Source organism: Arthrobacter sp. Y3224198, assembly GCF_059090025.1.
Map to the genome: position 1 here is coordinate 1 of NZ_JBNHFG010000003.1, position 19282 is coordinate 19282.

General features: G+C 67.0%; 18 protein-coding genes. 3 read left to right on the forward strand and 15 right to left on the reverse strand.

All coding sequences use genetic code 11. The annotated features are described in order from the left end of the window. The 3 genes from AC5RUF_RS02385 to AC5RUF_RS02395 all read left to right on the forward strand — a co-directional run. Positions 1-1272 (forward strand): AMP-binding protein (locus AC5RUF_RS02385; RefSeq protein ID WP_494129598.1); only part of this gene is annotated, 1272 nt, incomplete at its 5' end. Further along, entirely contained in the window at positions 1269-2519 is a 1251-nt protein-coding gene (locus AC5RUF_RS02390) for an acyl-CoA dehydrogenase family protein (protein ID WP_494129599.1), read from the forward strand. The genes AC5RUF_RS02385 and AC5RUF_RS02390, both read left to right, overlap by 4 nt. Further along, positions 2519-4606 (forward strand): oxidoreductase, encoded by a 2088-nt coding sequence (locus tag AC5RUF_RS02395; protein ID WP_494129600.1) that lies wholly within the window; start codon positions 2519-2521, stop codon positions 4604-4606. The genes AC5RUF_RS02390 and AC5RUF_RS02395 overlap by 1 nt, the downstream gene beginning before the upstream one ends. 31 nt (positions 4607-4637) lie before the next feature. Here the strand turns inward: AC5RUF_RS02395 and tuf are convergent, their stop codons facing one another. The 15 genes from tuf to AC5RUF_RS02470 form a co-directional block, all read right to left on the reverse strand. Then, the gene (gene tuf, locus AC5RUF_RS02400; protein WP_104052739.1) at positions 4638-5828 is read right to left on the reverse strand and encodes an elongation factor Tu; all 1191 of its coding nucleotides are present in this window, start codon (positions 5826-5828) and stop codon (positions 4638-4640) included. Between the two features lie 219 nt (positions 5829-6047). Continuing rightward, positions 6048-8162: an elongation factor G gene (fusA, locus tag AC5RUF_RS02405; protein ID WP_493996971.1), complete on the reverse strand. Its 2115-nt coding sequence runs from the start codon at positions 8160-8162 to the stop codon at positions 6048-6050. A gap of 113 nt (positions 8163-8275) precedes the next feature. Next, complete coding sequence (rpsG, locus tag AC5RUF_RS02410) at positions 8276-8746, reverse strand: 30S ribosomal protein S7 (RefSeq protein ID WP_227903869.1); 471 nt, start codon at positions 8744-8746, stop codon at positions 8276-8278. 1 nt (position 8747) lies between these two features. Further along, entirely contained in the window at positions 8748-9122 is a 375-nt protein-coding gene (gene rpsL, locus AC5RUF_RS02415) for a 30S ribosomal protein S12 (RefSeq protein WP_104052742.1), read from the reverse strand. Positions 9123-9511: 389 nt separating this feature from the next. After that, entirely contained in the window at positions 9512-10303 is a 792-nt protein-coding gene (locus AC5RUF_RS02420; protein WP_493996972.1) for an IclR family transcriptional regulator domain-containing protein, read from the reverse strand. Between the two features lie 20 nt (positions 10304-10323). After that, positions 10324-10983, reverse strand: coding sequence for a 3-oxoacid CoA-transferase subunit B (locus tag AC5RUF_RS02425; RefSeq protein WP_493996973.1), 660 nt, complete (start codon positions 10981-10983; stop codon positions 10324-10326). Next, the gene (locus tag AC5RUF_RS02430) at positions 10980-11663 is read right to left on the reverse strand and encodes a 3-oxoacid CoA-transferase subunit A (RefSeq protein WP_494129601.1); all 684 of its coding nucleotides are present in this window, start codon (positions 11661-11663) and stop codon (positions 10980-10982) included. The genes AC5RUF_RS02425 and AC5RUF_RS02430 overlap by 4 nt, the downstream gene beginning before the upstream one ends. Before the next feature lie 35 nt (positions 11664-11698). After that, entirely contained in the window at positions 11699-12898 is a 1200-nt protein-coding gene (locus AC5RUF_RS02435) for a thiolase family protein (RefSeq protein ID WP_494129602.1), read from the reverse strand. A gap of 50 nt (positions 12899-12948) precedes the next feature. After that, a complete protein-coding gene (gene pcaC, locus AC5RUF_RS02440; RefSeq protein ID WP_493998885.1) occupies positions 12949-13353 on the reverse strand; it encodes a 4-carboxymuconolactone decarboxylase in 405 nt (134 codons plus the stop codon). Positions 13354-13357: 4 nt separating this feature from the next. After that, positions 13358-14170: an alpha/beta fold hydrolase gene (locus tag AC5RUF_RS02445; protein ID WP_494129603.1), complete on the reverse strand. Its 813-nt coding sequence runs from the start codon at positions 14168-14170 to the stop codon at positions 13358-13360. Then, positions 14167-15609, reverse strand: coding sequence for a lyase family protein (locus AC5RUF_RS02450; RefSeq protein ID WP_494129604.1), 1443 nt, complete (start codon positions 15607-15609; stop codon positions 14167-14169). The genes AC5RUF_RS02445 and AC5RUF_RS02450 overlap by 4 nt, the downstream gene beginning before the upstream one ends. Positions 15610-15627: 18 nt before the next feature. Beyond that, on the reverse strand, positions 15628-16194 hold the full coding sequence (gene pcaG / locus AC5RUF_RS02455) for a protocatechuate 3,4-dioxygenase subunit alpha (RefSeq protein WP_494129605.1): 567 nt from the start codon (positions 16192-16194) through the stop codon (positions 15628-15630). Next, positions 16194-17018, reverse strand: a complete 825-nt coding sequence (pcaH, locus tag AC5RUF_RS02460; protein ID WP_494129606.1) for a protocatechuate 3,4-dioxygenase subunit beta — start codon at positions 17016-17018, stop codon at positions 16194-16196. Before pcaH ends, pcaG begins: the two co-directional genes overlap by 1 nt. A gap of 124 nt (positions 17019-17142) precedes the next feature. Then, entirely contained in the window at positions 17143-18339 is a 1197-nt protein-coding gene (locus AC5RUF_RS02465; RefSeq protein ID WP_493998165.1) for a 4-hydroxybenzoate 3-monooxygenase, read from the reverse strand. Positions 18340-18437: 98 nt separating this feature from the next. Further along, on the reverse strand, positions 18438-19205 hold the full coding sequence (locus tag AC5RUF_RS02470) for an IclR family transcriptional regulator (RefSeq protein ID WP_494129607.1): 768 nt from the start codon (positions 19203-19205) through the stop codon (positions 18438-18440). Positions 19206-19282 lie beyond the last annotated feature (77 nt).

Consider the following 19282-nt stretch of genomic DNA (forward strand, 5'->3'; position numbering starts at 1 on the left):
CGCCAGGTGCTGGTGGTCCGGGACCCTGCCGGCCGCCGCCCGCTCCCCCGCGTGCCGGGCGGGCCACGGTTCGCTGACTGGCACGACGCCCTGACCCAGGCCCGGCCCGACCCGGCAGCAACTGCCCGCCGCTCCCCCGCCGCCCGGGACGCCGCGCAGCTGCTGTTCACCTCAGGGACCTCCGGTGAGCCGAAGGGGGTGCTCCACCGCCACGGGACCTTGAGCCGCGCCGCGGCCATGGAGGCCTCCCATCTGGGACTGACCAGCGACGACGCCGTGTTCATTCCGTCCCCGCTGGCCCACCAGACCGGGTTTCTTTACGGCATGTGGCTCTCCTTCGTGCTGGGGTGCCCGCAGATCCTGCAGGGAACGTGGGACGCGAAGCGGGCACTGCAGCTGATGCACGGCTGGCGGGCCACGTTTGTGCAGGCGGCCACCCCCTTCCTGACCGATCTGGTGCAGGCCGTGGACGCCGGGGCAGCCGCCCCCGCCAGCCTGCGCATCTTCGTCAACACCGGTGCGGCGGTTCCGCGGCACCTTGCCGAGCGGGCCACCCGCATCCTGGGCGCCAGCATCTGCGGTGCGTTCGGCACCACCGAAACCTGCCTGGGCACCCTGGCCGCGCCCCGGGACGAACCAGCCAAGGTATGGGGCACCGACGGGCGGCCGCTGGCAGGGGTACAGACCCGGATTGTCGACGACGACGGGCGCCTCCTGCCGCCCGGGGCCGAGGGCAACTTCGAGCTGACCAGCCCCACCGTGTTCGAGGGCTATCTTGACCGCCCCGACCTGACCAAGGAGGCCTTCACCGAAGACGGCTGGTACCGCACGGGCGACACCGCAGTCATGGACCAGGCCGGTTATCTGCGGATCACCGGACGGGTCCGGGACATCATCAACCGGGGCGGCGAAAAGATCCCTGTGGCCGAGATCGAACAGCTGCTCTACCGCCATCCGTCCGTGCGGGACGTGGCACTGGCTGCCATGCCCGATGCACGGCTGGGCGAACGGGCCTGCGCCTTTGTGGTTCCCGCACCCGGCGCGGTTGTGCGGCTTCAGGACCTGACCGGCTTCCTGGACCGCCACCGCGTGTCGAAGCACTACTGGCCGGAACGCCTGGAGCTCCTGGACGCCATTCCACGCAATGCCGTCGGCAAGATCCAGAAGTTCCTGCTGCGGGACATGGCCCGGCAGTTTCCGGCACCCGGCCGTCCCGGTCCGGACGCCGCGGCCGTCCCCGACCGCACCGAGCAGAATGGGAGCCCACAGTGAGCAGCACAGCCATCACCGCCGACGGCCGCGGCAGCAGCATCCCCGATTCGGAGTACCGGGACCTGCTCTCTGCAGTAACGGCTTGGGTGGAAGGTCCGGGTGAAGCCTGGGCCGAACACATCGAGGCCGCGGGGAAAGTGCCGGATGCCCTGTGGAAGGAACTGCGCGAGGCGGGCTTCCTCTCACTGGCGGCACCTGTCCAGCTGGGCGGGCGGGGCCTGAGCTTTGTCCAGTGGATGGGCCTGATGGAAGTGTTCTCCCGGTCCCACGCCTCCATCCGCATGATTGTCCACGTGGTCAACGGAACCTGGCGTGCCATGAATCCCTACGCCACCGACGCCCAGCGGGAACAGTTCCTGCGTCCGGCCGTGGCCGGGGACCTGGTGGTGGCTTTCACCCTCACCGAGCCTGGCAACGGCACGGGCGCGGACATCACGGCCAGTGTGCGCCGCGACGGGGACATGTACTACCTGACCGGCCGCAAGCACCTGATCACGTTCGGCGTGCGCTGCGACTACTGGCTGCTGTTTGCCCGGTTGCAGGGCAGCTCCGGCAAGGAGGGGACCGTGGCGCTGCTCGTGGACCGGCATGCTTCCGGCGTCGACGTCCAGGACACGTCCGAGACCCTCGGTGTGCGGGGCACCGACCATGCGTCGCTGACCTTCACAAATACCCCCGTTCCGGTGTCTCACCGGCTCGGGGCCGAAGGAGACGGCCTGGCCGTGGCGCTCGGCGGATTCCTTACTCCCAGCCGCATCTCGGTGGCCATGAGCTGCGTGGGGCTGGCACAGCGCGCCCAGCAGCTCGCCGTCGGCTACGCCTTGGAGCGCACCACGTTCGGACAGCCGCTGGCGTCCCGCCAGGCCATCGCGTTCGCCCTGGCCGAGAACGCCGCCGATATTGAAGCCGCCCGGGCGCTTACCCTCACTGCGGCGAATGCCTGGCAGGACGGCAGCGGGACGGCAGCGTCCCTGTCCTCCATGGCCAAGCTGACTGCGGTGGACATGCTCACCCGGGTCACGGACAAGGCCCTGCAGGTGCACGGCGGAATCGGCTATTGGAAGTCGATGCCCATTGAGCGGGTCTACCGGGATGCGCGGGCGCAACGGTTCGAGGAAGGAACCAACGAGATCCAGAAAACGGTGATAGCCAGAGACCTCTTCCGCCGTGCCCAGGCTCCGGCTGCCGACGACGCCGTGGCCGCCGCCGTCCCGGATCCCGCCGCTTCCCCCGCCGCCTTGCAGTGATGCCGTTCCGGACCGGGTCCTCCTCCTCGCCGTCTGCGGGTCTCACCCGCGTCTTCTCCCCCGTGGACATCGGCCGCCTGCACCTGCCGCACCGGATCGTAATGGGGTCCATGCACCTGAACCGGGAGGACGATCCGGCCGCGCTGGCCGGGTTCTACCGCGAACGCGCAGCCGGAGGGGCCGCGCTCATCGTCACCGGCGGTGCTGCAGTGAACCGCGCCGGAGCCGGCGGACCCAACTACCTGCTCATCAACGAACCGGGTGCCGGCGCACTGTTGTCCCCGGCCCTGGACGCCGTGCACGGGGCCGGCGGCCGCCTGGCCCTCCAGCTCTTCCACGCCGGCCGCTACGCGTTTGAGTCCACCTACGGCCTGCGTCCGGTGGCGCCGTCGGAGGTCTGGTCCGGTTTCTCCCGGGCGCTGCCCGCAGCCATGACGGAACAGCAGATCGAGGACACGATCGCCGCGTTCGCGGCCGGCGCTTCCACCGCGCGGGAACTGGGCTTCGACGCCGTGGAAATCATGGGCTCGGAAGGTTACCTGATCAACCAGTTCGCCTCGCCGCTGACAAATCTGCGCGAGGACCGGTGGGGCGGCGACGCCGAACGCCGGCAGGCCTTTCCCCTGGCCGTCCTGGCCGCTGTGCGTGCGGCAGCCGGGCCGGATTTTCCGGTGATCTGCCGGACCTCCGGCGCAGACTTCGTGAACGGCTCGAGCACGCGCGGGGAGTCCGCGGGGCTCGCCGTCGCCCTGGCCGGCGTCGGGGCGGACGCACTGAACATCGGCATCGGCTGGCACGAGTCCACCGTGCCTTCCGTCCAGGCCCTGGTGCCGCACGGACGGTGGATGGAAGTCTCCGGGGGTATCCGTGCCGCCGTCGCCGCGGCCGGGCTGCGCGTCCCGGTGATCGGCAGCAACCGGATCAACTCCCTGGCGCTGGCCGAGCAAGCCCTGGCTGCAGGCCACGCCGACCTGGTGTCCATGGCACGTCCGTTCCTTGCCGATCCCCGGATCATCGAGAAGACCCGGCACGGGAACGCCGGCCTGGTCAACACCTGCATTGCCTGCAACGAGGCGTGCATCGACCGCTCGCTGGGCACGGACCCGGTCTCCTGCCTGGTCAATCCCCGTGCCGGCCGGGAAACCGCGTTCCCGGTGCAGCGCCGCAGAGCGTCCCGGCAGGCCCCCGCGGTGGCGGTGGTCGGGGCAGGGCCGGCAGGTATGCAGGCCGCCGCCACGCTGGCCGACGCCGGGCACCGCGTGGACCTGTACGAGGAGGAAGCCGTCATCGGAGGCCAGTTCCGCCTGGCCGGCAAGGTGCCCGGGAAGACCGACTTCCTGGCGACCATACGGTACTTCAGCCGCGAACTCCCCCGGCTGGGGGTGCACGTGCTGACCGGGACGGCACCCGTTGCGGCGGACCTGGCCGGCTACCGGCACGTGCTGCTGGCCACGGGGGTCCGGCCGCGTCCAGTGCCGCTGCCCCGCACGGGAAGCGTCCGGGTGGTGGATTACCGCCGGGCCTTCGCCGCGCCCGGCACGCTGGGACGCCGGGTGGTGATCATCGGCGCCGGCGGCATCGGCGTGGACCTGGCCCGCCTCCTGGCGGACCCATCCTCCGGCGGCCCGCGGGACATCACCATCCTGCGCCGCGGTCCCCGGATCGGGGCGGGCATCGGCCCTTCCACCCGCTGGGCCGTGCTGCAGGAGATCCGGAATGCCGGGGTGCGGTCCCTGCCCGGAACCGTTCCGCTGGAAGTGGCACCGGACGGCCTTCGAGTCCGGGATGCAACGGGGCGCCGGGCGCTGCTGCCGGCCGACGACGTCGTCCTCGCCGCCGGGCAGGTGCCGCACAATCCGTTGCAGGCGGCCCTCGAGACCACCGGGACCGGCTGTACGGTAATCGGCGGCGCGCTGGACGCCTCGGGACTGAACGCCGTCCGTGCCTTCGAGCAGGGACTGACTGCAGCCACCAGCCTGGCCCGGACCTTGCCGCGCGGTACGGCTTCACCGCGCAGCCGGGCCCCGTCGCCTGACAGGGCCTTAACGCAGCAGGACCCCGCTGCCGAAGCAACGGGGCCCTGCTAAGAACCGAAAAGGTTCAGGCTAAACCATCAAATTACTTGATGATCTTGGTGACGCGGCCTGATCCAACGGTGCGGCCGCCTTCGCGGATAGCGAAGCCGAGGCCCTCTTCCATAGCGATCGGCTGGATGAGCTCAACGGTCATCTCAGTGTTATCGCCGGGCATAACCATTTCAGTGCCCTCGGGGAGGGTGATGACGCCGGTTACGTCCGTGGTGCGGAAGTAGAACTGCGGGCGGTAGTTCGAGTAGAACGGGTTGTGGCGTCCGCCTTCATCCTTGGACAGGATGTAGACGTTGGCCTCGAAGTCGGTGTGCGGGGTGATGGAACCCGGCTTCACGACAACCTGGCCACGCTCTACGTCTTCGCGCTTGATGCCGCGGAGCAGCAGGCCACAGTTCTCGCCGGCCCATGCTTCGTCAAGCTGCTTGTGGAACATCTCGATACCGGTAACCGTGGTCTTCTGGACCGGACGGATGCCGACGATCTCGACCTCGGAGTTGATGGCGAGGGTACCGCGCTCGGCGCGGCCCGTGACAACGGTTCCACGACCGGTGATCGTGAAGACGTCCTCGATCGGCATCAGGAACGGCTTGTCCTTGTCGCGGATCGGGTCCGGCACGTTGTTGTCAACGGCTTCCATCAGCTCTTCGACGGAAGCAACCCACTTGGGATCGCCTTCCAGAGCCTTCAGGCCCGAAACGCGGACGACGGGAGCGTTGTCGCCGTCGAATTCCTGGGAGCTCAGCAGTTCGCGAACTTCCATTTCCACGAGGTCGAGCAGTTCTTCGTCGTCCACCATGTCGGACTTGTTCAGTGCGACCAGCAGGTAGGGAACGCCCACCTGGCGGGCGAGCAGAACGTGCTCGCGGGTCTGTGCCATCGGACCGTCAGTAGCGGCAACCACGAGGATTGCGCCGTCCATCTGAGCTGCACCAGTGATCATGTTCTTGATGTAGTCAGCGTGGCCGGGGGCGTCAACGTGTGCGTAGTGACGCTTCTCGGTCTGGTACTCGATGTGCGAGATGTTGATGGTGATACCGCGCTGGCGCTCTTCAGGTGCAGAGTCGATAGCAGCGAAATCGCGCTTTTCGTTCAGATCAGGGTACTTGTCAGCAAGCACCTTCGAAATGGCAGCGGTCAACGTGGTCTTGCCATGGTCAACGTGACCAATGGTGCCGATGTTGACGTGCGGCTTAGTCCGCTCGAACTTTGCCTTCGCCACGGGTTCCTCCTAGAGAGTTAGAAGACTCAATCTCCAGCCGCGCTTTTCGCAACTGAAACTGATGTAAGTCTACTGGGGGCTGTTTATTTGATGAAATTGCCGATTTCCGCAGCAGCCTGGCGAGGCCGCTCAGTTTGGCTATGCGCCCGGTCCGGGCAGAAGCCCGGACCAGGCACACACGGCGGGTGTCCCGGCCGAAACCGTTCCACCCTCCAAGTTTTACTCGCCGCGCGTCTTCTGGATGATCTCGTCGGCAACTGCCTTCGGGACCTCGGCGTAGCTGTTGAAGGACATCGAGTACACGGCGCGGCCCTGGGTCTTGGACCGCAGGTCGCCGATGTAGCCGAACATGCCGGACAGCGGGACGTGTGCCCGGATGACCTTTACGCCGGCTGCATCTTCCATGGACTGCATCTGCCCGCGGCGGGAGTTGATGTCACCGATGACTTCACCCATGTATTCCTCAGGGGTGCGGACTTCTACATCCATCATCGGTTCCAGCAGGACCGGGCTGGCCATCCGTGCGGCTTCCTTGAAGGCCTGGCGTCCGGCAATCTTGAACGCCATTTCCGAGGAGTCGACGTCGTGGTATGCGCCGTCAAGCAGCGTTGCCTTGATGCCGACAACCGGGTAACCGGCGAGCACACCGTCGGTGAGGGCGCTCTGGATACCCTGGTCAACGCTGGGGATGTATTCGCGCGGAACACGACCACCGGTGACCTTGTTCTCGAACTCGTAGAACGTGCCGTCGGAGGTATCCAGGGGCTCGATCGCAATCTGGATCTTTGCGAACTGACCCGAACCACCGGTCTGCTTCTTGTGCGTGTAGTCGTGCTTGGCGACTGCACGGCGGATGGTTTCGCGGTAGGCCACCTGGGGCTTGCCCACGTTGGCTTCGACGCGGAATTCGCGGCGCATGCGGTCCACCAGGATGTCCAGGTGGAGCTCGCCCATGCCGGCGATGATCGTCTGGCCGGTGTCTTCGTCGAGGGAGACCTGGAAGGTCGGATCCTCTTCGGAGAGCTTCTGGATGGCCGTGGAGAGCTTCTCCTGGTCACCCTTGGTCTTCGGCTCGATGGCCACGGAAATCACGGGCTCCGGGAAGCTCATGGATTCCAGCACGATCGGGTCCTGCAGGTCGCACAGGGTATCGCCCGTGGTCGTATCCTTCAGGCCGATGGCGGCGTAGATGTGACCCGTGGTGATTTCCTCCACCGGGTTTTCCTTGTTGGCGTGCATCTGGAAGAGCTTTCCGATGCGCTCCTTCTTCTGCTTGGTCGCGTTCATGACCTGGGCGCCGGAAGCAGCGTGACCGGAGTACACGCGGATGTAGGTCAGGCGGCCGAAGAACGGGTGCGTGACAACCTTGAATGCCAGTGCGGAGAACGGTGCGTTGGCATCAGCGGCACGCTCCAGGACGATTTCCTCGTCGCGGATGTCGTGGCCCTTGATGTTCGGCACGTCCAGCGGGCTGGGCAGGTAGTCGACGACGGCGTCCAGCATCGGCTGCACACCGCGGTTCTTGAAGGCGGAGCCACACAGAACCGGGTAGACCTCTGAGTTGATGGTGAGCTTACGGATGCCGGCCTTCAGCTCGGCAACAGTGAGCTCTTCACCTTCGAGGTACTTGTTCATCAGTTCGTCGCTGGCTTCAGCAACGGTCTCGACCAGCTGTGCGCGGTACTCTTCGGCCTTTTCCTGCAGGTCTGCGGGGATCGGCTCGATTTCGTACTTGGCGCCCATGGTCACGTCACCCTTGGCGTCGCCGCGCCAGGTCAGGGCACGCATTTCGAGGAGGTCGACGACGCCCTCGAATTCGCTCTCGGAACCGATCGGCAGCTGCAGAACCAGCGGCTTGGCACCCAGGCGGTTGATGATGGTGTCCACGGTGAAGTAGAAGTCAGCGCCCAGCTTGTCCATCTTGTTGACGAAGCAGATACGCGGCACGTCGTACTTATCGGCCTGGCGCCAAACGGTCTCGGACTGCGGCTCAACGCCTTCCTTGCCGTCGAAGACAGCAACGGCGCCGTCGAGGACGCGCAGGGACCGCTCAACCTCAACGGTGAAGTCAACGTGACCCGGGGTGTCGATGATGTTGATCTGGTTGTTGTCCCAGTAACACGTGGTAGCTGCGGAGGTAATGGTGATACCCCGCTCCTGCTCCTGTGCCATCCAGTCCATCGTGGACGCACCGTCGTGGGTCTCACCGATCTTGTGATTGACACCTGTGTAGAACAGGATGCGCTCGGTTGTAGTCGTCTTGCCGGCATCGATGTGGGCCATGATGCCGATGTTGCGGACCTTGTTCAGGTCGGTAAGCACGTCCAGTGCCACGGTTTCTCCCTTTTTTGGTTTGCTTCCGTCAACGGCGCTTTATCCGGCTTGGGCCCTGCGGCCCGCTTTCGCGGGCTGCAGGGCCGGTAGCCGCTTGCCGTCGGCTGAGCTAATTACCAGCGGTAGTGAGCGAAGGCCTTGTTGGACTCAGCCATCTTGTGGGTGTCCTCGCGGCGCTTCACAGCTGCACCAAGACCGTTGGAAGCGTCCAGGATTTCGTTGCGCAGACGCTCGGTCATGGTCTTCTCGCGGCGGGCCTTGGAGTAGCCAACCAGCCAGCGCAGGGCCAGTGCGGTTGCACGGCCCGGCTTGACCTCGACGGGAACCTGGTAGGTGGCGCCGCCGACGCGGCGGGACTTGACCTCAAGGCTGGGCTTGATGTTGTCCATGGCCTTCTTCAGGGCTGCAACCGGATCCTGCCCGGTCTTCTCCTGTGCGCCTGCAAGTGCACCGTAAACGATGCGCTCTGCGGTGGACTTCTTGCCGTCGATGAGGACCTTGTTGATCAGCTGCGTGACCAGCGGGGAACCGTAGACGGGATCCAGTACGAGCGGCCGCTTGGGGGCCGGACCCTTGCGGGGCATATTACTTCTTCTCCATCTTCGCGCCGTAGCGGCTGCGAGCCTGCTTGCGGTTCTTGACACCCTGGGTATCGAGGGCACCGCGGACAATCTTGTAGCGGACACCGGGAAGGTCCTTCACACGGCCGCCGCGCACCAGCACGATGGAGTGTTCCTGAAGGTTGTGACCCACACCGGGGATGTAAGCGGTTACTTCGATGCCGCCGTTGAGGCGGACACGTGCAACCTTACGCAGAGCCGAGTTCGGCTTCTTCGGGGTGGTGGTGTAAACGCGGGTGCAGACACCACGGCGCATCGGGCTGCCCTGGAGGGCAGGAGCCTTGGTCTTGGAGACCTTGGGTGAGCGGCCCTTGCGGACCAGCTGCTGAATCGTAGGCACTTTCGTGTTCTCCGTTTTTTCTCGAGATAATTCTCTGGTTGCCCCGCCCCGCTGCCGGCTGGAAACCAACTACGGGGGCGACGCGCTTAAAGTCGTTGCCGCAATGCCCCGAGAAGTTCCGATACTCTCGCCGAAAGCGACCGTAGGCGTGCAAAAGTGTGGCATTCGTTGCGCAAGAAGCCCGCAACCCGGAAACAGGCCCGCCCATTCCTTACGGAATGCATTCCCCCGAGTATCTCACCACGGGGGGCACGCGAGCGGCCTTCATCCACTGCCACACAAACAATTGGTTTTTAGTCTAGCAGACTTAAGCCGGTCCCGGCGAAGATGAGCCGGGGATCACAACCGGTTCGCTGACGGCGATCACTGGCCGGACACTGACCGGGCCGCTAGCTGCGGGCAGCCAGGGCCGCCGTGATGGTGGCCGATGCCCGCTGCAGGTGCGGCAGCACCCGCGCCGCGGCTTCCTCCAGTGTAGGCGCATCCGTACCGAGGCCCGCCTGCATCGAGGTGTTCAGGGCCGCGACCACCTGCCCGCGGGGGTCGAACACCGGGACCGCCACCGAGCGCAGTCCCTGTTCCAGTTCCTGGTCCACTACCGCCCAACCCTGCTCGCGGACCCGCGCCACCACGTCCCGCAACCGGTCCCGGTCCGTCACGGTCCGCTCGGTCAGCGGCTGCAGCGCGACCGTGGCGGCATATTCCTCGAACCGCTGCTGTGGAAGGCCTGCCAGCAGCACCCGGCCCATGGACGTGGCGTAGGCGGGGAACCTCGTGCCCACGCTGATCCCCACGGTCATCAGGCGGCGGGTGTGGATCCGGGCCACGTAGACAATCTCGTCCCCGTCCAGGATCGAGGCGGAGGTGGATTCGGAGATGTCCCGGGACAGGTCTTCGAGCACCGGCTGGGCCAGCTGCGGCAGGGACTGTCCGGACAGATAGGAATAGCCCAGCTGCAGCACCAGGGCCGTCAGTTCGAAAGTCCGGCCGTCGGTACGCATGTAGCCCAGCTCCACCAGGGTGAGCAGGAAGCGCCGGGCGGTGGCCCGGGTCAGGCCGGTACGGCGGGAGACCTCGCTGAGCGTCATCTGCACGTGATCAGCGTCAAAGGCCCTGATCACCACCAGGCCCCGGGCCAGCGACTGGACAAACTGGTCGCTGGCCGGTGCGGTACTGCTCATGTGTCCCCCATGGTGTCTGCCTAGCTGGCGGCAGCGTCGCTGATCAGGTCAATGTCCATTCTGGCGGCGAGCTCCTCGAAGGTGGTACCGAAGGTCTCGCGGACGTGGACGCCGTCTTCCTTCAGGAGGAAGACCGCTTCATTAGTGTAGACGCGGGTGACGCATCCGACGCCGGTGAGCGGGTAGCTGCACTCCTTCACGAGCTTGCTGACGCCCTCCCGGGTGAACAGGCTCATCATCACGTAAACGTCCTTTGCGCCGGTGGCCAGGTCCATGGCGCCGCCGACGGCGGGGATGGCGTCCGGTGCTCCGGTGTGCCAGTTGGCGAGGTCGCCGGCAGCCGAGACTTGGAAGGCGCCCAGTACGCAGACGTCAAGGTGCCCGCCGCGCATGATGGCGAAGGAGTCCGCGTGGTGGAAGTAGGCGGCTCCGGGCAGTTCCGTGACCGGGATCTTTCCGGCGTTGATCAGGTCCGGGTCCACGTCGTCGCCGTGTGCTTCCGGGCCCATGCCGAGCATGCCGTTTTCCGTGTGCAGGGTGACGTTCTGTTCCGGCCGCAGGTAGTTCGAGACCAGGGTGGGCTGCCCGATGCCCAGGTTCACGAAGGAGCCGGGGGCAATATCGGCAGCAACGAGGGCCGCCAGGGCGTTCTTGTCCAGCTTTTCGGTGGTGGTGCTCATGCTGCGGCCGGTACTTTCTCCCGGTCCACGCGGACCAGGCTGTTGACGTAGATGCCGGGGGTGACCACGACCTCGGGGTCCAGTCCGCCGACGTCGACGATGTCACGGACCTGCACAATGGCGTGTTTGGCTGCGGCGGCCATGATCGGCCCGAAATTCCGTGCGGTCTTGCGGTACACAAGGTTGCCGGCCCGATCGGCCTTCAGCGCCTTCACGAGGGCGAAGTCTGCATGCAACGGGGTCTCGAACACGTAGCCGCGGCCGTCGATCATGCGGGTCTCCTTTCCCTCCGCCAGCGGCGTGCCGTAGGCGGTGGGCGTGAAGAAGCCGCCGATGCCGGCTCCGGCGGCCCGGATCCGTTCGGCCAGGTTGCCCTGCGGCACCAGCTCAAGCTCGATTTCGCCCGCCCGGTACTTCGCGTCGAAGACCTGCGAGTCGGACTGCCGCGGGAAGGAGCAAATGATCTTCCGGACCCGGCCGGCTCCGATGAGCGCGGCCAGGCCGTGTTCGCCGTTTCCTGCGTTGTTGTTCACCACGGTCAGGTCCGTGGCGCCCTGGCGCAGCAGCGCCTCGATCAGTTCCACGGGCTGCCCGGCGCGGCCGAACCCGCCGATCATAATGGTGGCGCCGTCGTGGATGGGCGCCACGGCCTCGTCCACGTCCTGCACAATGTTGAGCACTGTGTTTCCTTGCCTCTTTGGTAACGGGTAGCGGGTCAGTTTGCGTTTTCGAGCACCACGGCCAGGCCCTGGCCGACGCCGATGCAGATGGCGGCCAAGCCCCAGCGTTCGCCGGATTCCTGCAGCCGCCGGGCCAGCGTGCCCAGGATCCGGGTGCCGGAGGCGCCCAGCGGGTGCCCGATGGCCACTGCCCCGCCCCAGGCGTTCACGATGGCGGGGTCCACGTCCCAGGCGTCCAGGCAGGCCAGGGACTGCGCGGCGAAGGCTTCGTTCAGCTCCACGGCGCCAACCTCGCCCCAGCTGATGCCTGCCCGCTTGAGGGCAATGTTTGCCGCTTCCACCGGCGCGTAGCCGAAGAACTGCGGCTCGTTGGCGGCGGCTCCGCGCCCGGCGATCCGGGCGAGCGGTGGCAGGCCCAGGATGTCCGCGGCGTTTTCGCTGCCGAGCCAGGCTGCCGAGGCGCCGTCGTTCAGCGGCGAGGCGTTGCCCGCGGTGACCGTGCCGCCGGTTTCGTCGTCGGAGGCCGGGCGGAAGACGGTGCGCAGGGTGGACAGTTTCTCCACGGTGGAGCCGGCCCGGATGCTTTCGTCACGGTCCAGGTCCACGCCGTCAACGGCGACCGTGAGGTTCGCGTATTTCCCCTCGTCCCAGGCCTTGGCCGCCAGCGTGTGCGAGGCTGCGGCGAATTCGTCCTGGCGTTCCCGGCTGATGCCGTACTTCTGGCGCAACTGTTCGGTGGCTTCGCCCAGGGACACCGTCCATTCGGACGGCATGGCGGGGTTGACGAGCCGCCAGCCCAGCGTGGTGGAGGCGAGGGTCTGGTCGCCGGCCGGATACGGCTTCTCATTCTTGGGCAGCACCCAGGGGGCCCGGCTCATGGATTCGACGCCGCCAATGAGCATCAGGTCCGCTTCGTTGGTGTTGATCTGCCGGGAGGCGATCAGTGCGGCATCGAGCGAGGACCCGCAGAGCCGGTTGACCGTGGTGCCCGGGATGGAGGTGGGCAGCCCTGCCAGCAGCGTCGCCATCCGGGCCACGTTGCGGTTTTCCTCGCCGGCGCCGTTGGCGTTGCCGAACACCACCTCGTCGATCCGCTCCGGGTCCAGGCCGGGAGCGCGGGAGACCGAGGCCTTGATGACCTGGGCCGCCAGGTCATCGGGGCGCACGCCGGCCAGCGCTCCCCCGAACCTGCCGAAGGGGGTGCGGACTGCGTCATAGATATAGGCCTGGTTCACCGTTACTCCTTGGAACTGACTGGGAAGCTGACTCGGGAAAGCATGGAACGCTACTGCGCGGCGTCGATTTCGCGAAACACGGCCTGCGCCGTTTTGAAAGCGGAGTTGGCCGCCGGAACGCCGCAGTAGATGGCGGATTGGAGCACCACCTCCTTGATCTCATCCCGGCTCAAGCCGTTGCGCAGTGCAGCCTTCACGTGCATGGCGAACTCCTCCAGGTGCCCGTGGGCAATCAGGGCGGTGAGGGTGATCGCGCTGCGCATGGTCCGCGGCAGTCCGGGCCGGGTCCAGATGGTGCCCCAGGCGTACTGGGTGATCAGATCCTGGAAGTCGGTGGTGAATTCGTCCTTGCCGGCGTTGGCCCGGTCCACGTGGTCGGAACCGAGTACCTCGCGGCGTACGGCCATGCCCTCGTTGTAGACGTCCTGCCGGCTCTTGCTGCCGTCTGCGATCACTGTGTTATTTCCCTTCCTGATACTGGGCGCCGAAGAAGTCCTTCAGCAGTTCGGCCGTGCGTGCGGGCTGCTCGGCGGGCACCAGGTGTGCGGCGTCGTCGAGGACAGCGGCGCTGCCATTGGCCGCCCGGTCGGCGATGAGGTGGGCGAACGACGGCGGGGTGACCTCGTCGTCGGCGCCCGCCACCGCGAGGACGGGCACGGTGATGTCGGCCAGGCGTCCGCGGACGTCGAAGGCGGCCAGCGCCGAGCAGCAGTAGGCATAGGAGAACCGGTCGGCGTCCTGCAGCGAGTGCAGCAGGGCTGCAGCCACGGCCGGTTCCCGTTCCATAAAGCCGGGGGCGAACCAGCGCTGCCCGGATCCGACGATCTGCGTGGGCGTGCCCTGCCGGCGGACGGTTTCGGCACGGTCCTCCCAGGCCCCGGCGTCGCCGATCTTCGCACCCGAACACATCACGGCCAGGCCGTCGAACAGCGGTCCGTGGTCCAGGCCCAGCTGAAGTCCCACGGCACCGCCCAGGGACACTCCGGCGTAAAAAAGCGGTGTGTCGGCGGGGATGTCTCCGGCACCCCGGAGATCGCTGACCAGGCCGGCGACGGCGGCGGCAAGTTCCCCGATGCTGAAGGCGTCACCGGCGGCCGGGCTCGCCCCGTGGCCGGGAAGGTCCCAGCCGATCACCGTGAAGGTGTCCAGGGCGGCTGCCGCCCGGTTCCAAAGCGGCACGACGGCGGTTCCCAGGGAGGGGCCGGCAATCAGGACGGGGGCTGCGGCTCCGGCGTCGGAGAGGCGGGTGGCCGTGAGGGCGGGGAGGCTCATGCGGAGGGCTTTCCGGGGTAGGCCGCGGTGATCCGGTCGATCAGGGCGGAGCTTTCCCCTAGGTATTCGGCGGGGTCGAGGATGCTCTTGAGTTCGGCGTCGGACAGGACCGAGACCGGGACGGCGCGGCGCAGCAGCTCTTCGAAAGGCTCGGCCTGCGACCCGGCCACGGCTTCGGCAATAATGTCCTTCCCGGTGCCCGGCAGGCCGTTGTCGGAGAGGTGGCTGTCCAGCAGCGGAGCCACCACGGCCATGATTTTTTCGCTGACCACCAGCGGACCGGCGGCTGCAAGGTTCCGGGCCACGGCCCGGGTATCCACCTGCAGGCCGGCGGACAGCTCGGCGAGCTTGGCGGCCGCTCCCCCGGCCAGGCGGAGCAGGGAGCGCAGCGCCTGCCACTCCACGTGCCAGGAGCCGCTGGGACGCTCGTCGTCGGCTGCCGCGGCGGCTGCCTGCAGCTGCACGCCGTGCCCGGGAGCCGCCAGGGCTGCGCTGCGGATGAGGACGGAAAGCACGGGGTTCTGCTTCTGCGGCATGGCCGAGGAGCCGCCGCGGCCGGCGGCCCGGGGTTCGGAGACCTCGCCGATTTCCGGCCGGCTGAGCAGCAGGACGTCATTGGCGACTTTCCCGGCCGCGGCAGTGAAGTCCTGCAGGGCCGCGCCCAGGGCGGTGACGGGCAGCCGGTTGGTCTGCCACGGGGCCACAGGGTGGACCAGTCCGAGGGCATCGGCAAGCTGCCTGGTGAGCTCGAAGGTGCGTACGCCACCGGCAGCCGTGGCGAGGGCGGCGAGGGTGCCCGAGGCCCCGCCCCACTGCAGCTGCAGATTGCCGGCGGCGGCACGCAGGTTATGGGTGGCCTGGCCGACTCCGTGCAGCCACTGGGCGGCCCGCAGGCCGAAGGTGGAGGGCAGGGAGTGCTGGGTGAGGGTCCGGGCCACGCAGAGCGTTTGGGCATGCCGGCGCGCCAGTTCCGCCAGGGCAGCGGCGGCCCGGTCGGCGTCGGCGAGGATGGCCTGCAGTGCGCGGCCGGCCATCAGCATCAGGGCAGTATCCAGGATGTCCTGGCTGGTGGCGCTGCGGTGAATGGCGGCGGCAGCTGCCTCGGCGGCTGTGTGTCCGCCTGCACGGACCCGGGCGCGGAGGTCCGCAAGCAGGGGGATGACCGGGTTTCCGCCGCCCTGCGCCCGGTGCGCCAGGGACGCGGCGTCGTAGAGCGGGGCGCGGCTGGCCGCCTCCACGGCTGCGGGCGCCCCCGGGTCCGCCAGTCCGGCCCCGGCCAGCACCCGCACCCATGCCAGCTCAACATCCAGGAGGGCCTGGAGCAGCGCCCTGTCGCCCGTGAGCGAGGCGACGGCGGTGCCTGCCCACGCCGGTGCGAGCAGCCCGTAGTCGGCGCTGTCAGCGTCCGTGCCGTCCTGGTCCATGGTGCCGGTTTCCATCCTGTCCGCTTTCACTGTCTAGGCGCCCGGGTAGGCAAGGAACACGGTCTCGTTCTCGCCCTGCAGGCAGATGTTCCAGCGCAGCCCGCCGTCGGCTTCGCGGGTGGCAATGAGGGTGCGGCGGCGGTCCCGGGGCAGCGCGGACAGCAGCGCATCACGGGCCAGCGCGTCCTCGTCGTCGGGCAGGTACATCCGGGTGTGCAGCTTGTTCAGCAGGCCGCGGGCGAAAATGACAACGGAGATGAAGGGCGCGGCGCCTTCTTCGACGGGCCCGGGGTTCACGGTGGTGAACGTGTAGTTTCCGACGTTGTCCACGGCGGTGCGGCCCCAGCCGGTGAAGGTGTATCCGTCACGGACCAGCGAGCCGGTGTGCCGGGGAATGTTTCCCTCGGCGTCGGCCTGCCAGATCTCCAGCAGGGCATCGGGAATGGTGTTGCCGGCGCCGTCGGTGACCGTTCCCTGCAGCCGGACACTGCCGGGCGTGCCGGGCGGCAGCAGCTGGTTGTCCTTCTCGAAGGGCAGGGCGTAGCCGTAGAAGGGGCCGATGGTCTGTCCGGGGGTTGCGGTCAGCTTCTGATCGCTCATTACTCTGCGTCCTCGTCTTCCATCCAGGTGCGGTTGCTGCCGCTGAGCACAATGTCCCAGTTGTAGCCGGTGGCCCACTCGTGCGACGTGATGTTGTGGTCATAGGTGGCTACCAGGCGTTCGCGGGCCTTGGGGTCGGTGATCGACTGGTAGATGGGGTCCAGGGCAAACAGCGGATCGCCGGGGAAGTACATCTGCGTGATCATGCGCTGGGTGAAGTCGGTGCCGAAGAGCGAAAAGTGGATGTGCGCGGGACGCCAGGCGTTGTAGTGGTTCTTCCACGGGTACGGACCGGGCTTGATGGTGGTGAACTCGTAGAAGCCGTCATCGGTGGTGATGCAGCGTCCCACGCCGGTGAAGTTCGGATCCAGCGGCGCCGGGTGCTGGTCCCGCTTGTGGATGTAGCGGCCGGCGGAGTTGGCCTGCCAGATCTCCACCAGCTGGTTGCGCACGGGCCGGCCGTCGCCGTCGAGGATGCGTCCGCGGACAATGATCCGCTCGCCCATGGGTTCGCCGTTGTGCTGGATGGTCAGGTCGCTCTCGAGTGCGTGGACGTCCTGGTGGCCGAACGCGGGCGACCACAGTTCAATGGTCTCCGGATCCACGTGGTGCGGGTCCTTGGTGGGGTGGCGCAGGAGGGAGCTGCGGTAGGGATGGAAGTCGATGCGGGGCTGGGTTTCTACAGCCGCGCCGTCGTCAACCGTCTTGCGGTATTCACCGTGGACTTCGGCGATTTCCGCCGAGATCTGCTCCTGGGACGCTTCGGCCGCATCCAGTTTTTCGACGACATGGCTGTTCGAGAAGAGGCCCTCTTCCTGGTCCATGGTTCTTCCTTTCGATGAAGCGCGCCGTCGCGCTCCGGCTATCATCCAAGCATCGGCGTGGTCGACACCACATTACACCTGGTGTTCGTTTTAAGTACACATGTTCGTAATGCGAACGACTTCTTTACGTGTTGGGCCATCCCGTATAGGCCTCGGCCAGGTAGGCGCTGCCATGGCGGGACGCCACCACGCCGGCGAGCTCCCCCAGTGCGCGCTTGCGCTCAAAGGGACCGGCGTCCGCCCGGGTATGCAGCATCGAAGTCATCCAGTAGCTGAAGTTCTGTGCGCGCCAGACCCGCTGCAGGGCCGTGTCGCTGTAGCCCTCCAGCAGGTCGGTAGAGCCGTCGGCGTAGAAGGCCCTGATGGCCTCGAAGAGGACCCGCACATCGGCCAGTGCAAGGTTCAGCCCCTTGGCTCCCGTGGGCGGAACGGTATGCCCGGCATCGCCGGCCAGGTACAGGTTCCCGTACCGCAGCGGCTCGCAGACGTAGCTGCGGAACTTCAGGACGGTCTTGTCAAAGATGGGGCCGCGCTTGAGTTCGAATCCGTCCGGTCCGTCCACGCGGGCCTGGAGTTCGTCCCAGATCTGCTCTTCGCTCCAGGCCTCCGGGTCCTCGTTCGGATCGCACTGGAAGTACATCCGCTGGACGGTGTCACTGCGCTGGCTGATCAGCGCGAAACCCCGGTCGGAGGCGGCGTAGATCAGTTCCGGTGCGCTGGGAGGGGCTTCGGTGAGGATCCCGAACCAGGCGAAGGGGTATTCGATGAAGTTGTCCGTCCGCTCCTCCGCCGGGATGCTCCGTTTGCAGATTCCCCCCGATCCGTCGGTGCCCGCCAGGATGTCGCAATGGATTTCGTATTCCCTGCCGTCCGCGTCGGTGAAGCGGATCTTCGGGGTGTCCGTAGCCAGGTCGGCAATGGCGGTGTCAGTGACGCCGTAGCGGACATCGCCGCCGTCGCGGGCCCGGGCCGCTGCCAGGTCTGTGAAGACCTCGTTCTGCGGGTAGAGCCAGACGGACTCCCCCACCAGCTCTTCGAAGTCGATGCGGTGGCTCTCCCCGCCGAAGCGCAGGTCGATACCTTCGTGCCGGTATCCCTGGGTGAGCACCCGGCTGCCGACCCCGGTCTCGGTGAGCATCTTGACGCTGCCGTGTTCCAGGATCCCGGCGCGGTGGGTGGTCCGGATGGTTTCGTGGTCCCGCTTCTCCACCACGATGCTGGATATACCCGACCTTGCCAGCAGGTGCGAAAGCATCAGGCCGGCAGGGCCGCCGCCGACGATGCCGACCTGCGTCTTGAGGATTGTGCGTTCTGCACCCATCTGTCACTCCCTTGAACCCTGTAGCGGACACTACATCCCAGTGTGACTGCCGGCACAGAGCCACCCCCAACATCATTCTCATTGAATGGGAAAGCGGCTCAGCGCGCGTAGTAGGGTCCTGCCGCTCCCGCATGCACGCCCAGACCGCGGGAAATGCCGCGGGCCGCGGTCATCAAGGCAGGAACCGTAGCGGAAAGCTGTTCCGCGCCGGTGGGAACCACGACGCCGAGTGCCGCCACGGCCGTGCCGCCGGACCCGAACACCGGCACGGCAATACCGGTGGTATCCGGGACGACGGCGCCGGGCAGGCTGGCGCAGCCCTCGAGCCGGATACGGGTCCAGGCTCCCCTCAAGGCCTGCTCCTGCTCCGAGCCGAGGGAGCGCCGCTGCAGATAGGACTCCTGCACGTGCCGGGGCGAGTGGGCCATCATGGCCATGCCGGAGGAGGAAACATGCACCGGCAGCCGGCCGGCCACCTTGGCATGGTTCAGGACGGAGCCATGGCTGGAGAGCCGCTCGATGAACAGCACCTCGTCGAAGCGCAGCACCGAAAGCTGGGTGTGCTGGCGGACCACCGCCTGAATGTCCTCCATAAAGGGCATGGCCACCTGTTTCAGGCCGAGGGCCGCGGAGCTGCGGTTGGCCAGTTCCCAGAGCCGCAGCCCCAGCCGGACACCGCCGTCGGATTCCTTCTGCAGGAACCCGTGCCCGGCCAGTTCCTTCACCAGGCGGTGCGTGGTGGACAGCGGGAGGGATGCCCGGCGGGCCAGTTCGGCCACCGGCATACAGGCGTGGTCTTCGTCGAAGGCGCTGATGATCCGCACAATCCGGCTGGTCATCGACTCGCCGGTAGGGGAATTCGCCATGGCACCAAGTCTGGCATATCCGCGTCGAGCGCCGCCCGCGGCTTAAACGCGGCAGGTCCCGCACCCTGGGGGTGCGG